Raw genomic sequence first — 21206 nt, forward strand, 5'->3', positions numbered from 1 at the left:
CGATCAACCGGTGACCATGGTTCCGGTCGGCCCGACCGCCGGGCCCGGCGGGGTCACCCGCCGGCGAACGGCGGCAGCACCTCCACGGTGCCACCCTCGGCCAGCCGCACCTCGGCGCGGTCCCGGCCGCCCACCGGCTCGCTGTCCACCAGGTAGGAGCAGATGTCCAGCAGCCGGACGAAGCCCGGCCGGTCGGCGTGCCGCTGCCGCACCTGCGCCAGCGCCTCGGCCAGCGTGGCCGCCCGGTAGGGCTCCTCGGCGATGCCCGCCTCGGCCTTGGCGGCCGCCCAGTAGCGGATCGTCCCGGTCACCTCCGCTATCGGCGCATCCGGGAGGCCGGCGGAGGGTTCGGTGGTCGCGGACATCGTGCGGCCCCTTCTGCAAGATGGACGAATACGGATCCGGCGTGCCGTGCTCCATGATGACCCGGCCCCGCCCGCACCGGGAACGCCCCAGGCCAGCCCGGTCGCACCGGGGCGCACGCGGCGCGACGCGATCTTCGTCACGCTGCTCCGCCCCTGCGTCGGCGGCCCCTGTTGGGCTATTCTCTCTGGTACGCAAGGGATCCGGGCAATGTCGCCCTCGGGTCCTTTTGTGCTTTCAGGACACCCATCCGGACGTCCTTGCGAGTGGTAACCCACCCGTGTCGGCTGTCGCACGACGATGTGTGCCCCACCAGCCGCACCACGAGCAGCCTGCGCAGTCCCGGCAGGCCACGGAGAAGCAAAGGGGACACCCCGGGTATGAGTTCTCTCCTCCTCCTCACCAACGCGCTGCAGCCCTCCGCCGAGGTACTGCCGGCCCTCGGCCTGCTGCTGCACCAGGTCCGGGTCGCCCCGGCCGAGGGCTCCGCCCTGGTCGACACCCCGAGTGCCGACGTCATACTGGTCGACGGCCGCCGCGACCTCCCGCAGATCCGCTCGCTCTGCCAGCTGCTCCGCTCCACCGGGGTGAGCGCCCCGCTGCTGCTGGTGGTCACCGAGGGCGGCCTGGCCGCCGTCACCGCCGAGTGGGGCGTCGACGACGTGCTGCTGGACACCGCGGGCCCGGCCGAGGTGGAGGCCCGGCTGCGGCTGGCGATCGGCCGCAAGGCGCAGGCCGCGGTGGACGACAGCCCGATGGAGATCCGCAACGGCGACCTCTCAGTGGACGAGGCCACCTACTCGGCCAAGCTCAAGGGCCGGGTGCTCGACCTCACGTTCAAGGAGTTCGAGCTGCTGAAGTACCTCGCCCAGCACCCCGGCCGGGTCTTCACCCGCGCCCAGCTGCTGCAGGAGGTCTGGGGCTACGACTACTTCGGCGGCACCCGGACCGTCGACGTGCACGTGCGGCGGCTGCGGGCCAAGCTCGGCGTCGAGCACGAGCAACTGATCGGCACCGTGCGCAACGTCGGCTATCGATTCGTGGTGCCCAACCAGGGCGACAAGAACGACCGGTCGGCCGCCGACAGCGAGGCCCTGCCGGCCGGCGACGGCGACGCCCTCGCCGAGGCCGAGCAGCCGGTCCGCAGCGCCGTCGAGGGCTGATCCCCCGCTCCGGGCCCGGGATGGTACCGGGCCCGGGCACTGGCGGGCTGGACATACACGCGTAGACTCCCTGCGTGGCCAAGGTGACGCGCGACGACGTAGCCCGACTGGCTGGGACCTCGACCGCGGTCGTCAGCTACGTGATCAACGATGGACCCCGCCCGGTGGCGCCCGCCACCAAGGAGCGGGTGCTCGCCGCGATCGAGCAACTCGGCTACCGGCCGAACAGCGTCGCGCAGGCGATGGCCTCCCGGCGCACCAATCTGATCGGCATGATCGTGCCGGACGCCCGGCAGCCGTTCTTCGCCGAGATGGCGCACGCCGTGGAACGCGCCGCCTCGGACCGCGGCAAGCTGGTGCTGATCGGCAACTCCGATTACCTCGAAGACCGCGAGATGCACTACATCCAGGCCTTCCTGGGCATGCGGGTCTCCGGTCTGATCCTGGTCAGCCAGGGTGCGCCACCGCGGTCCGCCAAGGAGTTCGCCGCGATGGAGGGCGCCAAGGTGGTGCTGCTGCACCGCCGCCCCGAAGCCGCCGACGACGTCTCGGTGGTCACCGACGACATCGGCGGCGCCGAGTTGGTGGTCCGCCACCTGCTGGAGGTGCACGGACACCCGTACGTGGCCTGCTTCGGCGGCCCGGTGGACACCCCGGTGCCCGGCGACCCGGTCATCGACCACATCGCGGGCTGGCAGCGGGCCATGGCCACGACCGGCCAGGACAGCAACGGCCACCTGGTGGAGGCCCCGTTCCACCGCTACGGCGCCTACCAGGTCGCGCTGAAGCTGCTGAGCTCCCCCCAGCGGCCGCCGGCGATCTTCTGCTCCACCGACGACCAGGCCATTGGCGTGCTGCGGGCGGCCCGCGAGCTGAACCTGCGGGTGCCGGAGGACCTCGCGGTGGCCGGTTTCGACGACATCCCCGAGGCCGCGCTGGCCGACCCGCCGCTGACCACGGTGGCCAGCGAGGGCGAGGCGATGGCCCGGGCCGCCGTCGACCTGGTGCTGGACGACTCGCTGATGGTGCCCGGCTCGGGCACCGAGCGGGTGCGGCGGTTCCCGTCCCGCCTCGTGGTGCGGCGCTCCTGCGGCTGCCCCGCCGAGCCGGCCCTCGAGGCGGCGCCGAGCGGAGTGGGCGCAGAGTAACGCGCCTTTATGAGAAGCCAACGGGCTTCTCTGGCCGTTCTGACCCCACTCTCATCGAACTCTCATCCGCCGGGCGGAGCGTGTGCTGCATGAGCGAGCACCGCAGCACCGCAGATGAGTCGGGGTACCCGTTCCCGCCGAAGCCGGCCGGAGCACCCACCGCTCACTTCGACTACTTCGACCATTCGGCGTCCTACGCGGCCTTCGACGCCGCGCCGGCGCCGGACCCCGAGGGCCCCGAGGGCCCCGCGCACCACGGCCGCAACGGCTTCGCCCCCAGCCTGGCGGCTGGGAGGTACTCCCAGCGCGGCCGGGTCGCCCTCGCCACTGCCGTCGCCGCCGTCGCGGCCGTGCTCGGCGGCGTGATCGGCGGCACGGTCGCCGAGAGCGGGCACACCGCCGCCACCGCCAGCGCCTCCGCCCCGACCGTGGTCAGCCCGGTCGCCGACAAGAGCGGCAGCAGCGCCAACGTGGCCGGGATCGCCGCCGCGGTCTCGCCGAGCGTCGTCCAGATCACCGTGCAGACCAGCGGCGGCAGTGACATCGGCACCGGGATCATCCTCACCGCCAACGGCCAGATCCTCACCAACTACCACGTGATCTCCAGCGCCGTCAGCAACGGCGGCAGGATCACCGTGGCCTTCGACAACGGCTCCAAGGCCACCGGATCGGTGACCGGTACCGACAAGTCGAGCGACCTCGCGGTGATCACCGCCAGCGGCGTCAGCGGCCTCAAGCCGGCCACCCTCGGCAGCTCCAACGCGCTGGCGATCGGCGACCCGGTGGTCGCCATCGGCAACCCCGACGGCCTGACCGGCACCGTCACCTCGGGCATCATCAGCGCCAAGAACCGGCCGGTCACCGTGCAGGTCGACGAGACCACCACGCGCGGCAACGGCGGCTTCGGCTACCCGTTCCTGCCCGGCTACAACACCCAGCCCTCCAACAGCGGCAGCACCGCCAGCACCGCCAACTACTCGGCGCTGCAGACCGACGCCGCGCTCAACCCCGGCAACTCCGGCGGCCCGCTGATCAACGCCGCCGGCCAGGTGATCGGCGTCAACTCCGCGATGTACTCCGGCAGCGGCAACTCCGGCTCCGGCTCCGGCCAGGCCGGCAGCGTCGGCCTCGGCTTCACCATCCCGATCGACACCGTCAAGCAGGTGCTGCCCCAGATGCAGGCCGGCCAGACGCTGTGAACCCCGCCGACCCCCGGTAGTCCCGTTCCGGGCGGTCCGCACCGCACAATGGCAACACCCCTTCCATCCCCAGAGAGGGCACCCCCGCCGATGACTCCCCCCGCCGACGACCGCAACCCCGCCGAGCCCTCCGCGCCGCCCGCGCGGCTGCTCGTGGTCGACGACGAGCCGGCGCTGCGTGACGCGCTGGAGAGCAGCCTCGCCTTCGAGGGCTACGAGGTCAGCACCGCCACCGACGGCTACGAGGCGCTGGAGGCCGTCGAACGCGACAAGCCCGACCTGGTGCTGCTGGACATCATGATGCCCCGGATGGACGGCCTCACCGCCGTCCGCCGGATGCGCTCCCGCGGCGACACCGCCCCGGTCCTGATGCTCACCGCGCGCGACGCGGTGGGCGACCGGGTCACCGGCCTGGACGTCGGCGCCGACGACTACCTCGCCAAGCCGTTCGAACTGGACGAGCTGCTGGCCCGGGTCCGCGCCCTGCTGCGCCGCAACGCGCTGGCCACCGAGGCCGCCGCCCGGGCCGGCGCCGTGGAGGACGACTCCGAGGTGCTCGCCTTCGCCGACCTGAAGATGAACACCGCCACCCGCGAGGTCACCCGCGCCGGCAAGCCCATCGAGCTGACCCGCACCGAGTTCATGCTGCTGGAGATGTTCCTCTCGCACCCGCGCCAGGTGCTCACCCGCGAGCAGATCCTCAAGGCGGTGTGGGGCTTCGACTTCGAGCCGTCCTCCAACTCGCTGGACGTCTACGTGATGTACCTGCGCCGCAAGACCGAGCAGGGCGGCATGCCCCGGCTCATCCAGACCGTACGCGGGGTCGGCTACGCCCTGCGCGCGCCTAGCGGAGCGACGGCCTGAGGGTGATGGGGACGAAAGCGGTTTCACGGGGGAAGCGGGCGCGCGGGCGGCTGTCGCGGTGGTACCACGACATGTCGCTGCGCAGCCGGCTGGCGGTGCTGGCGTCGGTGGCGGTGGCGGTGGCGATCGCGATGTGTTCGGTTGCGTGCTGGTTCATCGTGAGGGACCAGACGTACGCGCTGCAGCAGCAAACGCTGGCGACCGCGCCGATTCCGCATAACCTCCCCCCCGTAGCCTGCGAAACCACGCCGCAGGCCGCAGCTGACGCTGCGAAGCAGAAGTACCAGCAGCTCCCGCCGCAGGATCAGGAGAGCTACGGCGGGAACCGCTGGGACCTCGAAGTGGCCTACAGCAACCAGATCTGTGTGCCGACCGGTCCCGCGGCGCGCGGAATCGTGCTCCACCAGAGCGACTTGGACCTGCTGAACTCGGTGTCGCCTGAGCAGCCCGTCAAATCCACCTACCGAGTGGGCAGTTACACCGACGGGGAGTCGGCCATGATCCGGTTGACCCCCCTCATTGTCAGGCAGACGGGCCAGCCGGCGCTGGTGGTCACCGCCACCTCGCTGGCCAAGGTCGACAACTCCCTCCAGAACCTCGGCTTCATCCTCCTCGTCGTCTCCGCCATCGGCATCGGCATCGCCGGCGTCACCGGGCGCCTCGTCGCCCGTGCCGCCCTGCGTCCCGTCGACGACCTCACCGATGCGGTGGAGCACATCGCCCGCACCGAGGAGGTGGGCACCACGATCCCCGTGCACGGCAATGACGAGATCGCCCGGCTCTCCTCGTCCTTCAACTCGATGTCCACTGCGCTCGCCAACTCGCGGGAGCGGCAGACCCGGTTGATCGCGGATGCCGGGCACGAGCTGCGCACCCCGCTCACCTCGCTGCGCACCAATGTGGACCTGCTGATCCGCAGCGATGACACCGGCCGCCCGCTGCCGCCTGCCACCAAGACCAAGCTGCTCGGCTCGATGAAGGCACAGATGCAGGAACTCACCGTGCTGATCGGTGACTTGCTGCAGCTGTCCCGACCGGACTCGCCGCGCCCGGGGCAGAACGTGGCGGTGGTCGCGGTGCACGAGATCGCCCAGCGTGCCGTGGACCGGGCCAAGTTGCGCGGTCCGGGGCTGAACTACCAGGTGGCCCTGGAGCCCTGGTACACCCGGGCGGACGCGGCCGCGTTGGAGCGGGCCGTGATGAACCTGCTGGACAACGCGGTGAAGTACAGCCCGCCGGCGGGTGCCGTCGAAGTGACCCTGCACCAGGGGAGGTTGACGGTCCGCGACCACGGCCCGGGCATCCCGGAGGACGAACTGCAGTACGTCTTCGACCGGTTCTGGCGCTCCCCGTCGTCCCGGCAGCTGCCGGGCTCGGGGCTGGGCCTGTCGATCGTGGCGCAGACCGTGGAGGACAGCGGCGGCCGGGTCACGCTGGGTCCGGCGCCGGACGGCGGCCCGGGTGCGTTCGCGGTGGTCACCCTCCCCGGCGCCCCGGAACCACCCCCGGCGGCACCCCCGCTGCCGCCGCAGCCGCCGTACCCGCCAGGCTCCGCAGCCGGCTGACTGTCCGCCCGGGCCGAGCGTCAGACTCCCGGTTCCGCCGCGAGCTGACGTTCGGCCCGGATCCTCTCGGCCACCGCATCCTCGGTCATCGCGCGGTCGGTGTAGACCAGCGGGCGCTCGCTCTCGGTGATGATGTGCTTGACCACTTGGACGTTGCCGTTGACGTCCCAGACGGCGATGCCCGGGGAGAGGGTGGGGATGATCTCCACCGCCCACCGGGGCAGGCCCAGCACCCGCCCGGTGGCCCGGGCCTCGTCGGCCTTCTGCATGTAGATGGTGCGGGTGGAGGCCATCTTGAGGATCGCCGAGGCCTCCTTGGCGGCGGCGCCGTCCACCACGTCCGACAGGTGGTGCACCACGGCGACGAACGACAGGCCGAGTCGGCGCCCGAACTTCAGCAGCCGCTGGAAGAGTTGGGCCACGAACGGGCTGTTGATGATGTGCCAGGCCTCCTCGACCAGGAAGATGCGCTTCCTGCGGTCGGGGCGGATCCAGGTGTGCTCCAGCCAGACGCCGACGATCGCCATCAGGATCGGCATCGCGATCGAGTTGCGGTCGATGTGCGACAGGTCGAAGACGATCAGCGGCGCGTCCAGGTCGATGCCGTCGGTGGTCGACCCGTCGAACATGCCGCGCAGGTCGCCGTCGACCAGCCGGTCCAGCACCAGGGCCACGTCCAGGCCCCAGGACTGCACCTCCTCCGGGTCCACCCCGAGCGACTCCACCGAGGACAGGTCGGGGCGGCGCAGCGTCTCGATGATGTCGCCGAGGATCGGCTGGCGGTCCGTCACGGTGGCCCGGACATGGGCGTGCGCGGCCTTCAGCGCGAAGCCGGCCCGCTCCTCCAGGCTGCGGCCCATCGCCACCTCGATGATGGTGCGCAGCAGCGACAGCTGCCCGGTGGTGGTGATCGCCGGGTCCAGCGGGTTGAGCTTGACCCCGCCGTCCCGGGCCGCCATCGGGTCCAGCCGGACCGACTTTATGCCCAGCGCGTTGGCGATCAGGTTCCACTCGCCGACGCCGTCCTCGCCCTGCGCGTCCAGCACCACCACCTGCCGGTCGCGGAACCTCAACTGCCGTAGCACATAGGTCTTCTCCAGCGCCGACTTGCCGTTGCCGGACTCGCCGAGCACCAGCCAGTGCGGGGCCGGCAGCTGCTGGCCGTAGAGCTGGAACGGGTCGTAGACGTAGCCCTTGCCGCTGTACACCTCACGGCCGATGATCACCCCGGAGTCGCCCAACCCCGGTGCCGCGGTGGGCAGGTAGACCGCCTGGGCCTGACCGGTGGAGGTGCGCACCGGCAGCCGGGTGGTCTCCACCTTGCCGAACATCAGGCTGGTGAACGAGTCGGTCATGTTGCCCATGGCCACGGGGGCTCCAGTTGGTCGGCGGCGGATGCCGGTGGCAGACGGTCAGCGGCGGATGCCGGTGGCGAACGGCAGGGTGTTGACGAACGCTCGGTGGTGCTCGCGGTCGCACCACTCCAGCTTGAGGTAGCTCTTGCCGGCCGAGGCCCGGATGGTCCGCTTGTCGCGGGCCAGCGCCTCGGGGTTGCGGGAGGAGACCGTGATGTAGCCGACCAGGTTCACCCCGGCCGCGCCGGAGGCCAGGTCGTCACCGCGCTGGTCGACCCGGCCGGTGTGGGCCAGGTCGCGCGGGTCCACCGTGCGGTTCATCTTGGCCGCACGGCTGGCCTCGGCCTCGTCGTTGGTCTTCTCGGTGAGCATCCGCTCGATCGCCACGTCGGTCGGCTCCAGGTCCATGGTGACGGCTACCGTGCGGATCACGTCCGGGGTGTGCACCAGCAGCGGGGCGAGGAAGTTGACGCCCACCGGGGTGAGCGGCCACTCCTTGATCCAGGCGGTGGCGTGGCACCAGGGCGCCCGGGTGGCCGACTCGCGGGTCTTGGCCTGCAGGTACTGCGGGTCGGTGGCGTCCAGCTCGGCCGGCCAGGCGTTGCGCCGGGTCATCGCCTGGATGTGGTCGATCGGGTGGTCCGGGTCGTACATCGAGTGCAGCAGCGAGGCCAGCCGGGCCTCGCCGAGCGGCTGCCGCACCCGGATGTCGGCCTCCGCCAGCCGGGCGCAGATGTCGGTCAGTTCACGGGCCATCACGGCGGCCAGACCGTCGTCCTCGCGGCCCGCGCCGCGCTTGTCGTAGGCGCTGCGGCCCATCGCCTGCGACTCTGCGGCCAGGTCCCGGGTGTAGTGCATGCAGGCCACCAGGTAGGCCCGGTGCTGCTCGGAGGAGGTGGACACCATCGACTGCAGCTGGTCGTAGGAGTCCCGCAGCCAGCGCGGCGCGTCCTGGTCGCCGCGCCGCTCGACGTCCTTGGCGTGCGCGTCCGGGTCGGCGGGCAGGGTGCGGGCCAGGATCTGCAGCCGGGTCACGAAGCCGTCCCCGTTGGCGACGTGCTTGAGCAGGGTGCCGAACCGGTCGACCAGCGCCTCCTGGTCCTCGGAGTCGCGCAGCCCCACACCCGGGCCCTCGATCTCGATCGCGGCCGTCACGGTGCGCCGCTCCAGGTGCATCAGCACGGCGACCTCGTCCGGCCCGAACGGCGCGCTCAGCCAGCGCTGCCGCCCCACCCCCGGCGGCGGGCCGACCTCGACCTCCCGGCCGTCCAGCCGGGTCCCGGCGTCCATCGCCGTGGACTGCCAGACCGCCCGGCCGCTGCGCACGGTGCGCCGGAAGGTGCGGTTGATCTCCACCCACTTGTAGAAGGTCCGGCGCCGGTACGGCAGGTACACCGCGGCGATGGCCAGCAGCGGGAAGCCCACCAGACCGACTATCCGCAGCGCCAGGATCGGCACCAGCAGACCCCAGAGCATCCCCAGGAAGGCGCCGAAGATGATCAGGATGATCTCCCCGGACTCCCGGTTGCGCCCGATCGGCGCGTTCGGGCGGGACTTGCCGATCAGGTAGGTGCGGCGCTGGTGGACGTACGGCTGGGCGTACTGCCCCCCGAACTGGCCGAACGGCTCACTGCTCAAGGCGCGTCACCCTCCCTTCGCTGGGTTCTGGGCCGGCGGCTGGGCCGGTGCCGCCGGGGTCTTCGGCGCGGCGGGCTGCCGGGTGGCGTGCGCGGCGATGCCGGGGGCGACCGAGCCGCCGCCCGCGCCGCCGCTGGCCGAGGCGGTCGCCGTCTCCGCGCCGCCGCGCGAACCGTGCGTCGAGATGCCCTGCTTGACCAGGTTGGCCGGCCCGTTGATCATCGCCTGGCCGGCGCTGACCGCGCTGGCCCGGGCCTGCCGCAGATGCATCATCTCGTCGCCGAAGCCGGGCACGAAGCGGTAGATCGCGGAGCTGGCGAAGACCGACAGGAACAGGATCGCCAGACCGGCGAGCACCCTGGAGAAGTCGTCGGAGGCCCCCGCGCCGCCGGCCACCGCGGCAGCCAGCCCCAGGATTATCACGATCACCGGCTTGACCAGGTCTATCGCCGCCATCAGGCCCGCCCAGCGGCGCACGTGCTTCCACAGTTGCTTGTCGACCAGCCCCGCGTACACCGCGGTGCCGAGCAGCGCTCCCACGTACAGCATCGCGGTGCGCACCCACAGCTCGATCCAGAGCACCACCGCCGCCAGCACCGCCACCAGCGAGACCAGCACCAGGATCAGCGGCCCGCCACCGATCGACCCGTGCTCCAGGGTGTCGGCGAACCCGCCGAGGTAGTCGCCGGTGCCCGACTTGGTCCCGGCCGCTATCACCGCCGTCACCCCGTCGGTCGCCCCCACCAAGGTGTAGAGGATCAGCGGGGTGAACGCCGAGGCGATCACGGTCAGCCACAGGAACCCGATGGCCTCCGAGATCGCCTGGGTCAGCGGCACCCCGCGGACCGCCCGCTTGGTCACCGCCAGCAGCCAGAGCACCAGCGTCAGCACCGTCGACGCCGCGAACACCACCGCGTACTGCGACAGGAAGTCCGTGTTGGTGAAGTCCACCTGCGTCGTGCTGTCGATCGCCCCCGACAGGTTCCGCACCACCCACGCCGCCGCCTGCGCACACGCCTTCGCCAACGAACCGAGCGGATCGGTCACGGAGCCCACGGTGCCGGAGCCGGGGACAGAACCGGGCTTGTCGGCGCAGAGGATCCCGTCCGAGGCCATCGGCAGGTTCGGACAGTTCCCGTTGGTGCTGGACGGCGAGGGGGACGGCGACGGGCTTGGCGCCGCGAAGGCCCGCTGCGCCGCCAGGATCGCGCCCAGCTGAACCGTCGCCATCACCCCGCCGAGCGTCAGAGCGCGACGGGCGCCGGTCGGCTGCCGTGTCTCAGCGGGCATAGCGGAAGCCTCCGAACTGCTGAACAGCACCGGTCATCTCATCGGCGGTGGCGGCCTGTTGATCGGCCGGAAGGGGCGCTGGCCCGTCCTGACGGCTGTAGGAGGCAAGCTTCCAGTCACCGTCGACCCAGCGAAGGGTGAGCGTCAGGGTGTACCAGTTCGCCTGCACCGGGAGTGTGGAGTTGGGCCCGGCCAGCCCCACCAGGCTCACGCACCAGACCACCGCCTTGACGCTGTCGGCCGTGTAACCGTCCGTCTTGGTACCGATCGGACTGCTACGACTGACGAAGGTCAGGTCGACCGGTGCCTTGCCCTGGGCGTCCAGCCCCAGCCGCGCCAGCACCTGAGGGGTCATCGCCTGGTCCAGCACCCCCCGCAGTGCCCCCAGCGCGGCCGGGTCGGCGATGGTGTCGAGGATCCGCCCCCGGCCGGCGGCCTGGAACATGTCCGCGCCGCCCAGTGCCACCGCGTAGTTGGCGGCGGCCGACTGGGCGCCTTGGTCGGTGTGCGGGTAGCCGGTGCCGACGCCGTTGCTGCTGGTGGTCACCGGCTGGTCGCCGCTGGGCGCGGTGGCGGCGCCGGTGGGCGGTACCGCGCCGGCGGAGTGCCCCGCGCCGGCGCTTCCCGAAGTCGGGGAGCCGGTGCGGGCGTTGTTGGCGATGGAGATGGCCACCACGAGCAGGGTGACCACCACCAGGACGGTCAGCAGGGTGCGCAGCGGCCTGGGTTGACGGGAGGTCGGCTGGCCGGAGGCCTGTTCGCCGACCGGCAGCCGCGTACGGGTGTGCGGCTGGTCGTCGGGCAACGGCACGGCGGCCCTCCTGGGACAGGGAGCCGGGGGTGGGCTCCATCGTGGTCTTCCGGGCTTGCGGCGCGGAGGCAATGGGGTGCCCCCGGCCGGAGGCCGGGGGAGCGTCGGTGGGCCGACCCGGCCGCAGGCCCGGTCGGCTGTCAGGTCATCAGACGAACGCAGCCATCAGAAGACCGCACTCATCAGATGAACGTTCATCAGATGGCCATGCCGTACACAATGGTGAACAGGGTGCCGAGTGATCCAATGATGAACACGCCGGTCAGACCGGCGACGATCAGCCCCTTGCCCTGCTCGGCACTGAAGGTGTCACGCAGCGCCGTGGCGCCGATCCGCTGCTTGGCCGCCCCCCAGACCGCGATCGCCAGACAGGCCAGGATCGCGACGGCCATCACCACCTCGACCATGATCCGGGCTTCCGAGCCCAGCGTGGCGAAGGGGCCCCAATCAGGGGCGATGCCACCGATGATGGTGTCGATGCCGGGCTTCTTCGGAGGGTCCGCGGCCAGCAGGCCGCTTGCGTATCCATTCACTGTGTTGCCCACGCTGCTCACTGTGTCACTCACGTGCATTTCCTGTCTCACCGCCTGATCAGGCAATTCAACGGCCACGACCACCGACGCGCGAAGGGCCAGGGCCTATTCTTGGCCGGATCTGATGTCGACTTGGCTACTTTTTGAGGATTGGTCGCGGGGCACGGAACACGTTTGCCAGGATGTCCACTGGACGAAGGATAGCGCTCACTCTTTGTATCTCCGATGATTGCGCTGGGCAACGCATTGCAGCAGACTGGCAGAGGTGTCGGCCGTTCGACTTGGCGCGTGCGGGGGGCATATGCGTTCCGGTACCGCGCCGGAGGCTCCTGTCCAGGGCCGAACCGATAGCTCAGCACCCTGGGACACAAGCACTCTGACACTGCATCGGGATGGTGCTGATGGTACTCCGGAATGGCGGCCGAGCGGCGATCGCTGCGGGAGCTCTTGGCGGCGGCTTCCTCCTGCTGCTCGGCCTCGGCACCTATGCGGCGAGCGGCCTGCCCCAGGGCAACGCCGGCTACGGCTCCAACGTCTCGCTGGCCACCGGCACCGTCCCGGCCGCCTACCAGGCACTGATCCAGCAGGCCGGCAGCAGCACCTGCCCGCAGGTGACCGCTCCGCTGCTGGCCGCCCAGCTCTACCAGGAGAGCGGCTTCAACCCCACCGCGGTCAGCAACGTCGGTGCGCAGGGCATCAGTCAGATCATGCCGGACACCTGGAGGCAGTACGCGGACCCGAGTTGGACCAACCCCTGGGACCCGGGCCAGGCCATCCCGATGGCCGCCCGGATCGACTGCGCCTACGCCAAGGACGTCGCCTCCGTCCCCGGCGACCCGCAGGCCAACATGCTGGCCGCCTACAACGCCGGCACCGACGCGGTGCTGCGCAACCGCGGCATCCCGCCCTACTCGGAGACCCAGAACTACGTTCACTCGATCCTCTCGCTGGCGCGCAGCTTCAGCGCGCCCAGCGCCCCCGTGGGGATCTCGGCGCAGGCCAACGGCGCCATCTACTTCGCGCAGACCAAGCTGGGCACCCCGTATCTGTGGGGCGGCGAGGGGCTGCCCTCGCAGGACGGCCGGTTCGACTGCTCCGGGCTCACCCAGGCCGCCTTCGCCTCGGTCGGCATCACCCTGCCCCGAGTGGCCAACGACCAGTGGTACTCGGGCCAGCACCCCAGCCGCGACCAACTCCGCCCCGGTGACCTGGTGTTCTTCGCCACCGACCTGAGTGACCCGCGCAGCATCCACCACGTCGGACTCTACGTCGGCGGCGGCTACATGATCGACGCCCCGCACACCGGTGCCCAGATCCGCTACGACGCGATCGACCGCTCCGACTACATCGGCGCGACCCGGGTCACCCCGGACGGCGCCGCCGCGCTGCCCAGCAGGGCCCCCGACGGCACCATCACCGGCGGCTCGGCGCTGGACGGCAAGGGCGGCTCCTCGCTCGCCTCGGCCTCCGCCAGCCCCTCCCCCTGACGGAGTGCCAGCTCGGGCATGCCAGGTCAAGTAGGCTGCAAGCCGACAGCGCCGGTCGACCGAGCACAGGAGGTACGGGGTGTCCACACTGCTGGCCGACCCGGGCGACGGCAACCCCGATCTCGAACTGCTCTACACCGTCAACGGCTTGGCGAAGAGCGCGCCGCACTGGCTGGACTCGCTGGTCTCCTGGGTCGGCGAGTACGGCATCCTGCTCGGCCTGCTGACGCTGATCGCGGTCGGCTGGCTGACCGCCCGCCGCCGCCCGGACGCACCGGTGGCGGTGGCCGGAATGCTCTGGGTACCGCTGTCGGTGGCGCTGGCGGAGCTGGCCAACCTGCCGATCTCCGCGATCGTGGACCGGCCCAGACCGTTCGTCAGCCATCCGGACCTGGATGTGCTGATCGCCGGCAAGGCCGGCACCCACTCCTTCGTGAGCGACCACTCGACCATGGCGATGGGCGTGGCCGTGGCGCTCTTCCTGGTCAACCGGCGGCTCGGGGCGATCGCCGGGGTGCTGGCACTGCTGCAGGGCTTCTGCCGGCTCTACATGGGTGTGCACTATCCGACCGACGTGCTGGGCGGCTACGCACTGGCCGTCGCCGTGGTGCTGCTGCTGGCACCGCTCGCCAATGTGGTGCTGGTGCCGCTCTGCCACGCGGTCGCCCGGAGCGCGGCCGCGCCGCTGGTGACCGCGGGCCCGGCCAGGGCCGGTGACGGCCGACGGCGGCGCCGCGGCGGCTCGCCCAGCGCCGAACTGCCGCCCGCCTCCGAATCCGACCTGGCCGCCTGAGCCTCCGTCAGTGCCGCTGGGGCCGTCAGCCCTGCTGCAGGCTCTCCAGGTGCTCCGCGACGTCCCGCCGGGCCTTGTCCCGGGAGCGGCGGGCCGGGGCGAACCAGCCGCAACTGCAGGCCGCGAAGGCGAAGGAGCCGCGCTCGGTCACCTCTGCCAGGTGCCCGCCGGGCGCCTGGGGATCCACTTCGGGTGTTGCCGCCGACACGTTGTCCACCGTACTGCACCGTTCTTAACGGACGGCTTCGCACAGCGGCCGGGAGGGGCGCGAACCGCCCGGCGCGCGCCCGGCGGCGCGTAACCCACGGCGTACCGGCCTCGTTCTCGGCAGTACCGGCCCCGCCCAGCCAGGGGCGGCGGCTCGCCGGTTCTCCGGCCCGAGGGGGTCGCTCACCATGGGGGTTGAGTTCACCATGACGACGTCGCGCCAAACCCGGGCCATCGGCTCGGCCGCCGCAGCCGCCCTGCTCGCCGCCGTGCTCACCGGCTGCGGCGGTGGCTCGGCCGGCTCCAGCGACGCGGGCGCGTCCGGCAGCCCGGTGGCCGACAAGCTCGCCGACGACCCGCTGACCGCGGTGCGCAACGCCCCGGACATCACCGGCCACACCGGCTCGGTGCAGGCCGCCACCCAGCTGACCACCGTCTCGGGGTCCAAGAAGGCCTCGTTCACCGGCGGCGGCCCGTACGACTACGTCAAGCGGATCGGCCGGCTGGAGGTGCAGGTGCCGCCCGGCGCGGCCACCCACGGCCCGGTGGTGGAGATCTACGAGCCGGGCCTGATCTTCCTGCAGAACAGCGGGGCCAAGGGGGTGGCCCCCGGCAAGTGGGTCAGGCTGGACGTGCGGCAGCTCGCCGACGGCAACCTGATCAGCAACGGCGCCACCGACCCTGCCACCGCCGCGGCCGCGCTGCGCGGCGCCCAGCAGGCGGCCGTGGCCGGCGACGAGACCGTGGACGGGATCCCGCTGAAGCACTACAAGGGCACCCTGGACCTGGCCAAGGCCGCCGACGCGGCCGGCGGGCAGGCCGGCTACGGGCTGCGGATGGCGGCCGCCACCTTCACCGTCAAGGAGGTGCCGTTCGAGGCCTGGCTGGACGCGCAGGGCCGGCTGCACCGGATGATCGAGAGCTTCACCTTCGCCGGGGTGGCCGGCTCCAAGGACCCCAAGGACCAGGTGCAGGTCACCTCCACGGTCGCGCTGAGCGACTACGGCACCGCGGTCTCCGTCTCCGAGCCGGCCGGCGGCGACGTGGTCGAGCTGAAGGACGGCGGCTCCGCCTCGCCGAAGTGACGCACCGTCGGACGCCGAGCTGACGCACCACCGGGAACCGATGTGACGCACCATCGGGGCGCCGCCTCGGGGCCACCCAGTTGCGCACCAGAGATGGCCCGTCCGTGCCATGGGGCGGCGGCCGGGCACTCTCTAGGCTGGTTGGGGGCGCCTCCCGGCCGAAGGCTGGGGGAGGGTGGCTGCCGCCCCGTTGAGCGGCGCTGAAGGGGTGGTGCTGGGTGTCGTCCTCGGCGGATCGAGCGTTCGGCCAGGAGAGCGCGGCCCTCGACGAGATCGAGCTGGCCGGTGAACTGATGATCGCGGCCACCGACAGCAGCGCCGAGCGGCTGCCCACCGCCCGGATCGACGAGGTGCTGCTGCACCGCCCGGCGGCCGGCGGGGCCCCGGAGACTCCGCCGTCTCCCGAGCCCCCGGACGGCCTGGGTCCGATCAGCTCCGCAGCAGCCGGCTGATCGCCGCCATCGCCTCGGTCACCTTGTCGTTCACCGCCGTGCCGCCCTCCTCGACGGCCGCCGCGACGCAGTGCGCGAGGTGCTCCTCCAGCAGCGCCAGGGCGAAGGACTGCAGTGCCTTGGTGGTCGCGGAGACCTGGGTGAGGATGTCGATGCAGTAGACGTCCTCCTCCACCATCCGCTGCAGGCCGCGGGCCTGGCCCTCGATCCGGCGCAGTCGCTTGAGGTGGTCCGCCTTGTTCTTGCTGTAGCCGTACGGGCCGTGTCCGCCGTGGGCCTCGGTGGTCGTCATGGCACTAGTCTCCCGCACCGCGCGGCCCGGTCGCGGTTCCCCCGTCCGGGGGGCGGGTGGCGATCGGCGGGTGCCGGACGGCAGTCATCGGGCCGGGATTCCGCCAGAATGATGCGCGTAGACCGAGGCCGCCTGGAAGAGGAGGATCCGCTTCCCAGCCGTGCACCCCGTTTGCACATGTGCGGCGCCGAACACCTAGCATCGTTGAGTCCCTCCCCCGCACATCGGAGATTTCCGTGCGTTTTAGCCTGACCCCGAAGGAGACGAGCTTCTACGACATGTTCGCCGCCGCCGCGGAGAACCTGGTCGTCGGTTCGAAGCTCCTGCTGGAACTGCTGGGCTCAGACGTGTCTGCCCGCGCGGAGATCGTCGAGCGCATGCGCGCCGCCGAGCACGCGGGTGACGACACCACCCATGCGATCTTCCACCAGCTGAACTCCTCCTTCATCACCCCGTTCGACCGCGAGGACATCTACAGCCTGGCCTCCTCGCTGGACGACATCATGGACTTCATGGAGGAGGCCGTCGACCTCGTCGTGCTCTACGACATCCAGGCCCTCCCCAAGGGTGTGGAGCAGCAGATCGAGGTGCTGGCCCGGGCTGCCGAGCTGACCGCCGAGGCGATGCCCAACCTGCGCAGCATGTCCAACCTGACCGAGTACTGGATCGAGGTCAACCGGCTGGAGAACCAGGCCGACCAGATCCACCGCAAGCTGCTGGCCCACCTGTTCAGCGGCCAGTACGAGGCGATCGAGGTGCTCAAGCTCAAGCAGGTGGTCGACGTTCTTGAGGAGGCGGCGGACGCTTTCGAGCACGTGGCCAACACGGTGGAGACCATCGCCGTCAAGGAGTCCTGACCAGCGTGGACATGGCAGCACTCATCGTCGTCATCGGCGTTGCCTTCTTCTTCACCTACACCAACGGCTTCCACGACTCGGCGAACGCCATCGCCACCTCGGTCTCCACCCGGGCCCTCACCCCGCGCGCCGCGCTGGCGATGGCCGCGGTGATGAACCTGGCCGGCGCCTTCCTCGGCAGCGGGGTGGCGTCGACCGTCTCCAAGGGCCTGATCGAAACCCCGCACGGCTCCGAGGGGATGACCGTCCTGTTCGGCGCCCTGGTCGGCGCGATCGCCTGGAACCTGGTCACCTGGTACTTCGGACTGCCGTCCTCCTCCTCGCACGCGCTCTTCGGCGGCCTGGTCGGCGCGGCCCTGGCCGCCGGCACGGGGGTGATCTGGAGCGGCGTGATCGACAAGATCATCATTCCGATGGTGGTCTCCCCGATCGTCGGCCTGATCGTCGGCTACCTGGTGATGCTGGCCATCCTGTGGCTGTTCCGCCGGGCCAACCCGCACCGCGCCAAGCGCAACTTCCGGGTCGCGCAGACCGCTTCGGCCGCGGCGATGGCGCTGGCCCACGGTCTGCAGGACGCCCAGAAGACCATGGGTGTGGTGGTGATGGCGCTGACCATCTCCGGTCACCAGACCGGCAACGGGATCCCGATCTGGGTCAAGGTCTCATGCGCCGCGACTCTGTCGCTGGGCACCTACGCGGGCGGCTGGCGGATCATGCGCACCCTGGGCCGCAAGATCATCGAGCTGGACCCGCCGCAGGGCTTCGCCGCCGAGGCCACCTCGGCCGCGATCATGTACGTCACCTCGTACGTCTACAAGGCGCCGATCTCCACCACCCATGTGATCACCTCGGCGATCATGGGCGTGGGTGCCACCAAGCGGGTCCGCGCGGTCCGTTGGGGGGTGGCCAAGAACATCGTGCTCGGCTGGTTCATCACCATGCCGGCCTCCGCGCTGGTCGCTGCCGGGGTCTTCTGGCTGACCGACCTGATCGTCCGTTAGCCGGGTCGCACGCACGGATAAGGGCCCGCCCTCGCGTCCCGAGGGCGGGCCCTTTCATGCCCCGCGGCGGCACCGCCATGCAGCACCGAAGGGCAGCTCTATCCGAAGCGGCCCGAGATGTAGTCCTCGGTCGCCTGCACGGACGGGTTGGAGAAGATCCGCTGGGTGTCGTCCAGCTCGATCAGCTTGCCCGGCTGGCCGACCCCGGCCAGGTTGAAGAAGGCGGTGCGGTCACTGACCCGGGCCGCCTGCTGCATGTTGTGGGTCACGATCACGATGGTGAAGCGCGACTTGAGCTCGCCGATCAGGTCCTCGATCGCCAGCGTGGAGATCGGGTCCAGCGCCGAGCAGGGCTCGTCCATCAGCAGCACCTGCGGCTCCACCGCGATCGCCCGGGCGATGCACAGACGCTGCTGCTGGCCGCCGGAGAGGCCGGCACCCGGCTTGTTCAGCCGGTTGTGGACCTCCTTCCAGAGGTTGGCGCCCTTCAGCGAGTGCTCCACGATGCCGTCCAGCACCGACTTCTTCCTGACGCCGGCGAGCTTCAGGCCGGCCGCCACGTTGTCGTAGATCGACATGGTCGGGAACGGGTTCGGCCGCTGGAAGACCATCCCGACGGTGCGGCGCACCGCCACCGGGTCGACCCCCGGGCCGTACAGGTTCTCGTCGTCCAGCAGGACCTTGCCCTCGACCCGGGCGCCCGGGATCACCTCGTGCATCCGGTTCAGGGTGCGCAGGAAGGTGGACTTGCCGCAGCCGGAGGGGCCGATGAAGGCGGTCACCGAGCGGGGCTCGATGGTCATCGAGATGTCCTCGATGGCCTTGGTACCACCGTAGAAGGCCGACAGTCCGCTGACGTCGATGCGCTTCGCCATGATTCTTTCTTCTCTCGTCTTTTCGTACGTCAGTCGGGCGGTCAGTGGCCGGTCTTGGGCGAGCGCCAGCGGGCGATGCCGCGGGCGACCAGGTTGAGCGCCATCACGAAGGCGATCAGGACCAGTGCCGCACCCCAGGCCCGGGCGTACCCGAAGCTGTTGTTGACCTGGGAGTACTGCTGCCAGATGTAGACCGGGAGGTTCATCTGCGGACCGTTGAACGGATCCGGGTTGATCGAGTCCGAGACGAAGACCAGCATCATCACCGGCGCCGTCTCACCCGTGATCCGGGCCACGGCCAGCATCACACCGGTGGTGATGCCGCCGATCGCGGTCGGGATGACGACCCGCATGATGGTCTTCCACTTCGGCACGCCCAGCGCGTAGGAGGCCTCGCGCAGCTCGTTGGGCACGAGCCGCAGCATCTCCTCGGTGGAGCGGACCACCACCGGCATCATCAGGATGGACAGCGCCAGGCTGCCCGAGAAGCCGGAGTAGTCGAACCCGAGACCCAGGTTCCAGACGGAGAGGATGAACAGACCGGCGACGATCGACGGGACACCCGTCATGACGTCGACGAAGAAGGTGACCGCCTTGGCCAGTCGGCCGCGGCCGTACTCGACCAGGTAGACGGCGGTGAGCAGACCGATCGGCGCGGCGATCGCGGTGGCCAGGCCGACCTGCTGCAGGGTGCCGAGCAGCGCGTGGTAGATGCCGCCGCCCGGGCCGGACTGGAGCACCCCGCGCATCGAGTGGCTGAGGAAGTTGCCGTCCACCACGCCGTTGCCCTGCTGCACGGTGTAGACCAGCAGCGAGATCAGCGGCACCACGGCCAGGATGAAGGCGACCCAGATCAGCGAGGTGGCCAGCCGGTCCTTGGCCTGCCGGACGCCCTCTATCTTGGCCGAGAGGGAGAAGCTCAGCGCCACGAAGAGCAGCGCGGCGATCAGGCCCCACTGGATGTGGCTGGCCAGGCCGGCGCCGGCGCCGATCCCGCAGCCGAGCGCGATGGACAGCACGGCCACGCCGGCCGGGGCCCAGCGGGGCAGCCGGGCGGCGGTGAGCCGGCCGTTGAGCTGCGGGACCGGAGTGCGGTCCGAAACGGTGGTCGTGGTGGTCATGCGTTCGCCCCCGAGTACTCCTTGCGGCGGGCGATGATCAGCCGGGCCGCGCCGTTCACCAGCAGGGTGATCACGAACAGCACCAGACCGGAGGCCATCAGCGCGTCCTTGCCGACCGTACCGGCCTCACCGAACTTCAGCGCGATGTTCTGCGCGAAGGTGCCGCCGCCCGCGTCCAGCAGGTGGAACGAGAGCTTGTCGCTGGCGGAGAGCACGGTGGCCACCGCGATGGTCTCGCCCAGCGCGCGGCCCAGGCCCAGCATGGAGGCCGAGATGATGCCCGGGCGGCCGAACGGCAGCACCGCGGTGCGGATCATCTCCCAGCGGGTGGCGCCGAGCGCCAGTGCCGCCTCCTCGTGCATCCGCGGGACCTGGCGGAACACCTCGCGGCTGACCGCGGTGATGATCGGCAGGACCATGATGGCCAGCAGGATGCCGACGGTGAACAGGTTGCGGGCCGGCGCCCCGTGCTGGCTGACCTTGAAGATGTAGGTCCAGCCGAGGTACTGGTCCAGCCAGCTGTTCAGGCCCGCCATGTGCGGCACCAGGTAGAGCGCGCCCCACAGGCCGTAGATGATGCTGGGCACGGCCGCCAGCAGGTCCACCAGGTAGGCGAACGGCTGGGCGATCCGGCGCGGCGCGTAGTGCGAGATGAACAGCGCGATGCCGATCGCCACCGGAACCGCGATCACCATCGCGATCGCCGCGCTGACGATCGTTCCGAAGGCCAGCACGGCGATGCCGAAGCTGGGCTTCAGGATGTTGTCCGGGTCCCACTCGAAGGTGGTGAGGAAGTTCGTCTTGTCCTTGCTGAGCGCCATCCCGCTGCGGTACAGCAGGAAGCCCGCGATGGCGGCCATGATGACCAGCAGCAGGACGCCGGAGCCGGACGAGGCCAGGCGGAACAGGCGGTCGCCCAGGCGGCCGGTGCCCCGCAGGGAGATCGTCGGCTGCCCGGGTGGTGTGTCGGACGCTGGGGTGCGGTCCCCGGGGTGATCGGGGGGTGCGGAAGTCATGAGGTTCTTACTCCGGTCTGGCGGCGCTGCTCCGGCTCAGGAGCGGCACCATGGCGGCGGTGCCCCGGACGAGTGGTGCGGTGGACGGGCC

At 70.9% G+C, this 21206-nt stretch carries 22 protein-coding genes; 11 read left to right on the forward strand and 11 right to left on the reverse strand.

All coding sequences use genetic code 11. The annotated features are described in order from the left end of the window. Positions 1–53: 53 nt before the first annotated feature. A complete protein-coding gene (locus P3T35_RS16885) occupies positions 54–365 on the reverse strand; it encodes a MoaD/ThiS family protein (protein ID WP_101381715.1) in 312 nt (103 codons plus the stop codon). Between the two features lie 378 nt (positions 366–743). Here P3T35_RS16885 and P3T35_RS16890 point away from each other — a divergent pair, with 378 nt between their 5' ends. The 5 genes from P3T35_RS16890 (at position 744) to P3T35_RS16910 (ending at position 6302) form a co-directional block, all read left to right on the forward strand. Beyond that, positions 744–1526, forward strand: a complete 783-nt coding sequence (locus P3T35_RS16890; RefSeq protein WP_101381714.1) for a response regulator transcription factor — start codon at positions 744–746, stop codon at positions 1524–1526. A 74-nt stretch (positions 1527–1600) separates the two neighbouring features. Next, positions 1601–2674 carry a LacI family DNA-binding transcriptional regulator gene (locus P3T35_RS16895; RefSeq protein ID WP_101381713.1) on the forward strand — a complete coding sequence of 358 codons (1074 nt, stop codon included), beginning with the start codon at positions 1601–1603 and terminating at the stop codon, positions 2672–2674. A gap of 89 nt (positions 2675–2763) precedes the next feature. Beyond that, positions 2764–3873: a trypsin-like peptidase domain-containing protein gene (locus P3T35_RS16900; protein WP_101381712.1), complete on the forward strand. Its 1110-nt coding sequence runs from the start codon at positions 2764–2766 to the stop codon at positions 3871–3873. A gap of 90 nt (positions 3874–3963) precedes the next feature. Then, positions 3964–4737, forward strand: a complete 774-nt coding sequence (locus P3T35_RS16905; protein WP_101381711.1) for a response regulator transcription factor — start codon at positions 3964–3966, stop codon at positions 4735–4737. 71 nt (positions 4738–4808) lie between these two features. Further along, positions 4809–6302, forward strand: coding sequence for a HAMP domain-containing sensor histidine kinase (locus tag P3T35_RS16910; RefSeq protein ID WP_101381710.1), 1494 nt, complete (start codon positions 4809–4811; stop codon positions 6300–6302). Positions 6303–6322: 20 nt separating this feature from the next. Here the strand turns inward: P3T35_RS16910 and P3T35_RS16915 are convergent, their stop codons facing one another. The 5 genes from P3T35_RS16915 to P3T35_RS16935 all read right to left on the reverse strand — a co-directional run bounded on the left by P3T35_RS16915 (position 6323) and on the right by P3T35_RS16935 (position 11968). Further along, complete coding sequence (locus P3T35_RS16915) at positions 6323–7666, reverse strand: ATP-binding protein (protein ID WP_101381709.1); 1344 nt, start codon at positions 7664–7666, stop codon at positions 6323–6325. Positions 7667–7714: 48 nt separating this feature from the next. Continuing rightward, positions 7715–9295: an SCO6880 family protein gene (locus tag P3T35_RS16920; protein ID WP_101381708.1), complete on the reverse strand. Its 1581-nt coding sequence runs from the start codon at positions 9293–9295 to the stop codon at positions 7715–7717. Between the two features lie 6 nt (positions 9296–9301). Further along, positions 9302–10585: a hypothetical protein gene (locus tag P3T35_RS16925; protein ID WP_280706533.1), complete on the reverse strand. Its 1284-nt coding sequence runs from the start codon at positions 10583–10585 to the stop codon at positions 9302–9304. Further along, positions 10575–11396 (reverse strand): hypothetical protein, encoded by an 822-nt coding sequence (locus tag P3T35_RS16930; protein WP_180356547.1) that lies wholly within the window; start codon positions 11394–11396, stop codon positions 10575–10577. The genes P3T35_RS16925 and P3T35_RS16930 overlap by 11 nt, the downstream gene beginning before the upstream one ends. Positions 11397–11593: 197 nt before the next feature. Further along, positions 11594–11968, reverse strand: a complete 375-nt coding sequence (locus tag P3T35_RS16935; RefSeq protein WP_280706558.1) for a hypothetical protein — start codon at positions 11966–11968, stop codon at positions 11594–11596. 362 nt (positions 11969–12330) lie between these two features. Here P3T35_RS16935 and P3T35_RS16940 point away from each other — a divergent pair, with 362 nt between their 5' ends. Both P3T35_RS16940 and P3T35_RS16945 read left to right on the forward strand, forming a co-directional pair. Continuing rightward, complete coding sequence (locus P3T35_RS16940; RefSeq protein ID WP_101385188.1) at positions 12331–13416, forward strand: NlpC/P60 family protein; 1086 nt, start codon at positions 12331–12333, stop codon at positions 13414–13416. A gap of 79 nt (positions 13417–13495) precedes the next feature. Then, positions 13496–14209: a phosphatase PAP2 family protein gene (locus P3T35_RS16945; RefSeq protein ID WP_101381707.1), complete on the forward strand. Its 714-nt coding sequence runs from the start codon at positions 13496–13498 to the stop codon at positions 14207–14209. Between the two features lie 25 nt (positions 14210–14234). Here P3T35_RS16945 and P3T35_RS16950 read toward each other — a convergent pair whose 3' ends face one another. After that, complete coding sequence (locus tag P3T35_RS16950; protein WP_143676870.1) at positions 14235–14417, reverse strand: hypothetical protein; 183 nt, start codon at positions 14415–14417, stop codon at positions 14235–14237. Between the two features lie 205 nt (positions 14418–14622). On the opposite strand from P3T35_RS16950, the gene P3T35_RS16955 reads away from it, so the two are divergent. Both P3T35_RS16955 and P3T35_RS16960 read left to right on the forward strand, forming a co-directional pair. Beyond that, a complete protein-coding gene (locus tag P3T35_RS16955; protein WP_101381706.1) occupies positions 14623–15501 on the forward strand; it encodes a hypothetical protein in 879 nt (292 codons plus the stop codon). Positions 15502–15719: 218 nt separating this feature from the next. Next, on the forward strand, positions 15720–15953 hold the full coding sequence (locus P3T35_RS16960) for a hypothetical protein (RefSeq protein ID WP_101381705.1): 234 nt from the start codon (positions 15720–15722) through the stop codon (positions 15951–15953). On the opposite strand, the gene P3T35_RS16965 is transcribed toward P3T35_RS16960, so the two are convergent. Continuing rightward, entirely contained in the window at positions 15931–16245 is a 315-nt protein-coding gene (locus tag P3T35_RS16965; protein WP_101381704.1) for a metal-sensitive transcriptional regulator, read from the reverse strand. The two genes, P3T35_RS16960 and P3T35_RS16965, sit on opposite strands and share 23 nt — an antisense overlap. 236 nt (positions 16246–16481) lie before the next feature. Here P3T35_RS16965 and P3T35_RS16970 point away from each other — a divergent pair, with 236 nt between their 5' ends. Further along, the gene (locus P3T35_RS16970) at positions 16482–17102 is read left to right on the forward strand and encodes a DUF47 family protein (RefSeq protein WP_101381703.1); all 621 of its coding nucleotides are present in this window, start codon (positions 16482–16484) and stop codon (positions 17100–17102) included. Between the two features lie 5 nt (positions 17103–17107). Continuing rightward, entirely contained in the window at positions 17108–18103 is a 996-nt protein-coding gene (locus tag P3T35_RS16975) for an inorganic phosphate transporter (protein ID WP_101381702.1), read from the forward strand. Between the two features lie 98 nt (positions 18104–18201). Here P3T35_RS16975 and pstB read toward each other — a convergent pair whose 3' ends face one another. The 3 genes from pstB to pstC are packed head-to-tail and all read right to left on the reverse strand — an operon-like array spanning position 18202 to position 21115. Then, positions 18202–18978: a phosphate ABC transporter ATP-binding protein PstB gene (gene pstB / locus P3T35_RS16980; protein WP_101381701.1), complete on the reverse strand. Its 777-nt coding sequence runs from the start codon at positions 18976–18978 to the stop codon at positions 18202–18204. A 41-nt stretch (positions 18979–19019) separates the two neighbouring features. Then, positions 19020–20099 carry a phosphate ABC transporter permease PstA gene (pstA, locus tag P3T35_RS16985; RefSeq protein WP_101381700.1) on the reverse strand — a complete coding sequence of 360 codons (1080 nt, stop codon included), beginning with the start codon at positions 20097–20099 and terminating at the stop codon, positions 19020–19022. Further along, a complete protein-coding gene (gene pstC / locus P3T35_RS16990; RefSeq protein WP_101381699.1) occupies positions 20096–21115 on the reverse strand; it encodes a phosphate ABC transporter permease subunit PstC in 1020 nt (339 codons plus the stop codon). The genes pstA and pstC overlap by 4 nt, the downstream gene beginning before the upstream one ends. Between the last annotated feature and the right edge of the window lie 91 nt (positions 21116–21206).

Source organism: Kitasatospora sp. GP30 (assembly GCF_029892145.1).
GTDB lineage: Bacteria > Actinomycetota > Actinomycetes > Streptomycetales > Streptomycetaceae > Kitasatospora > Kitasatospora acidiphila.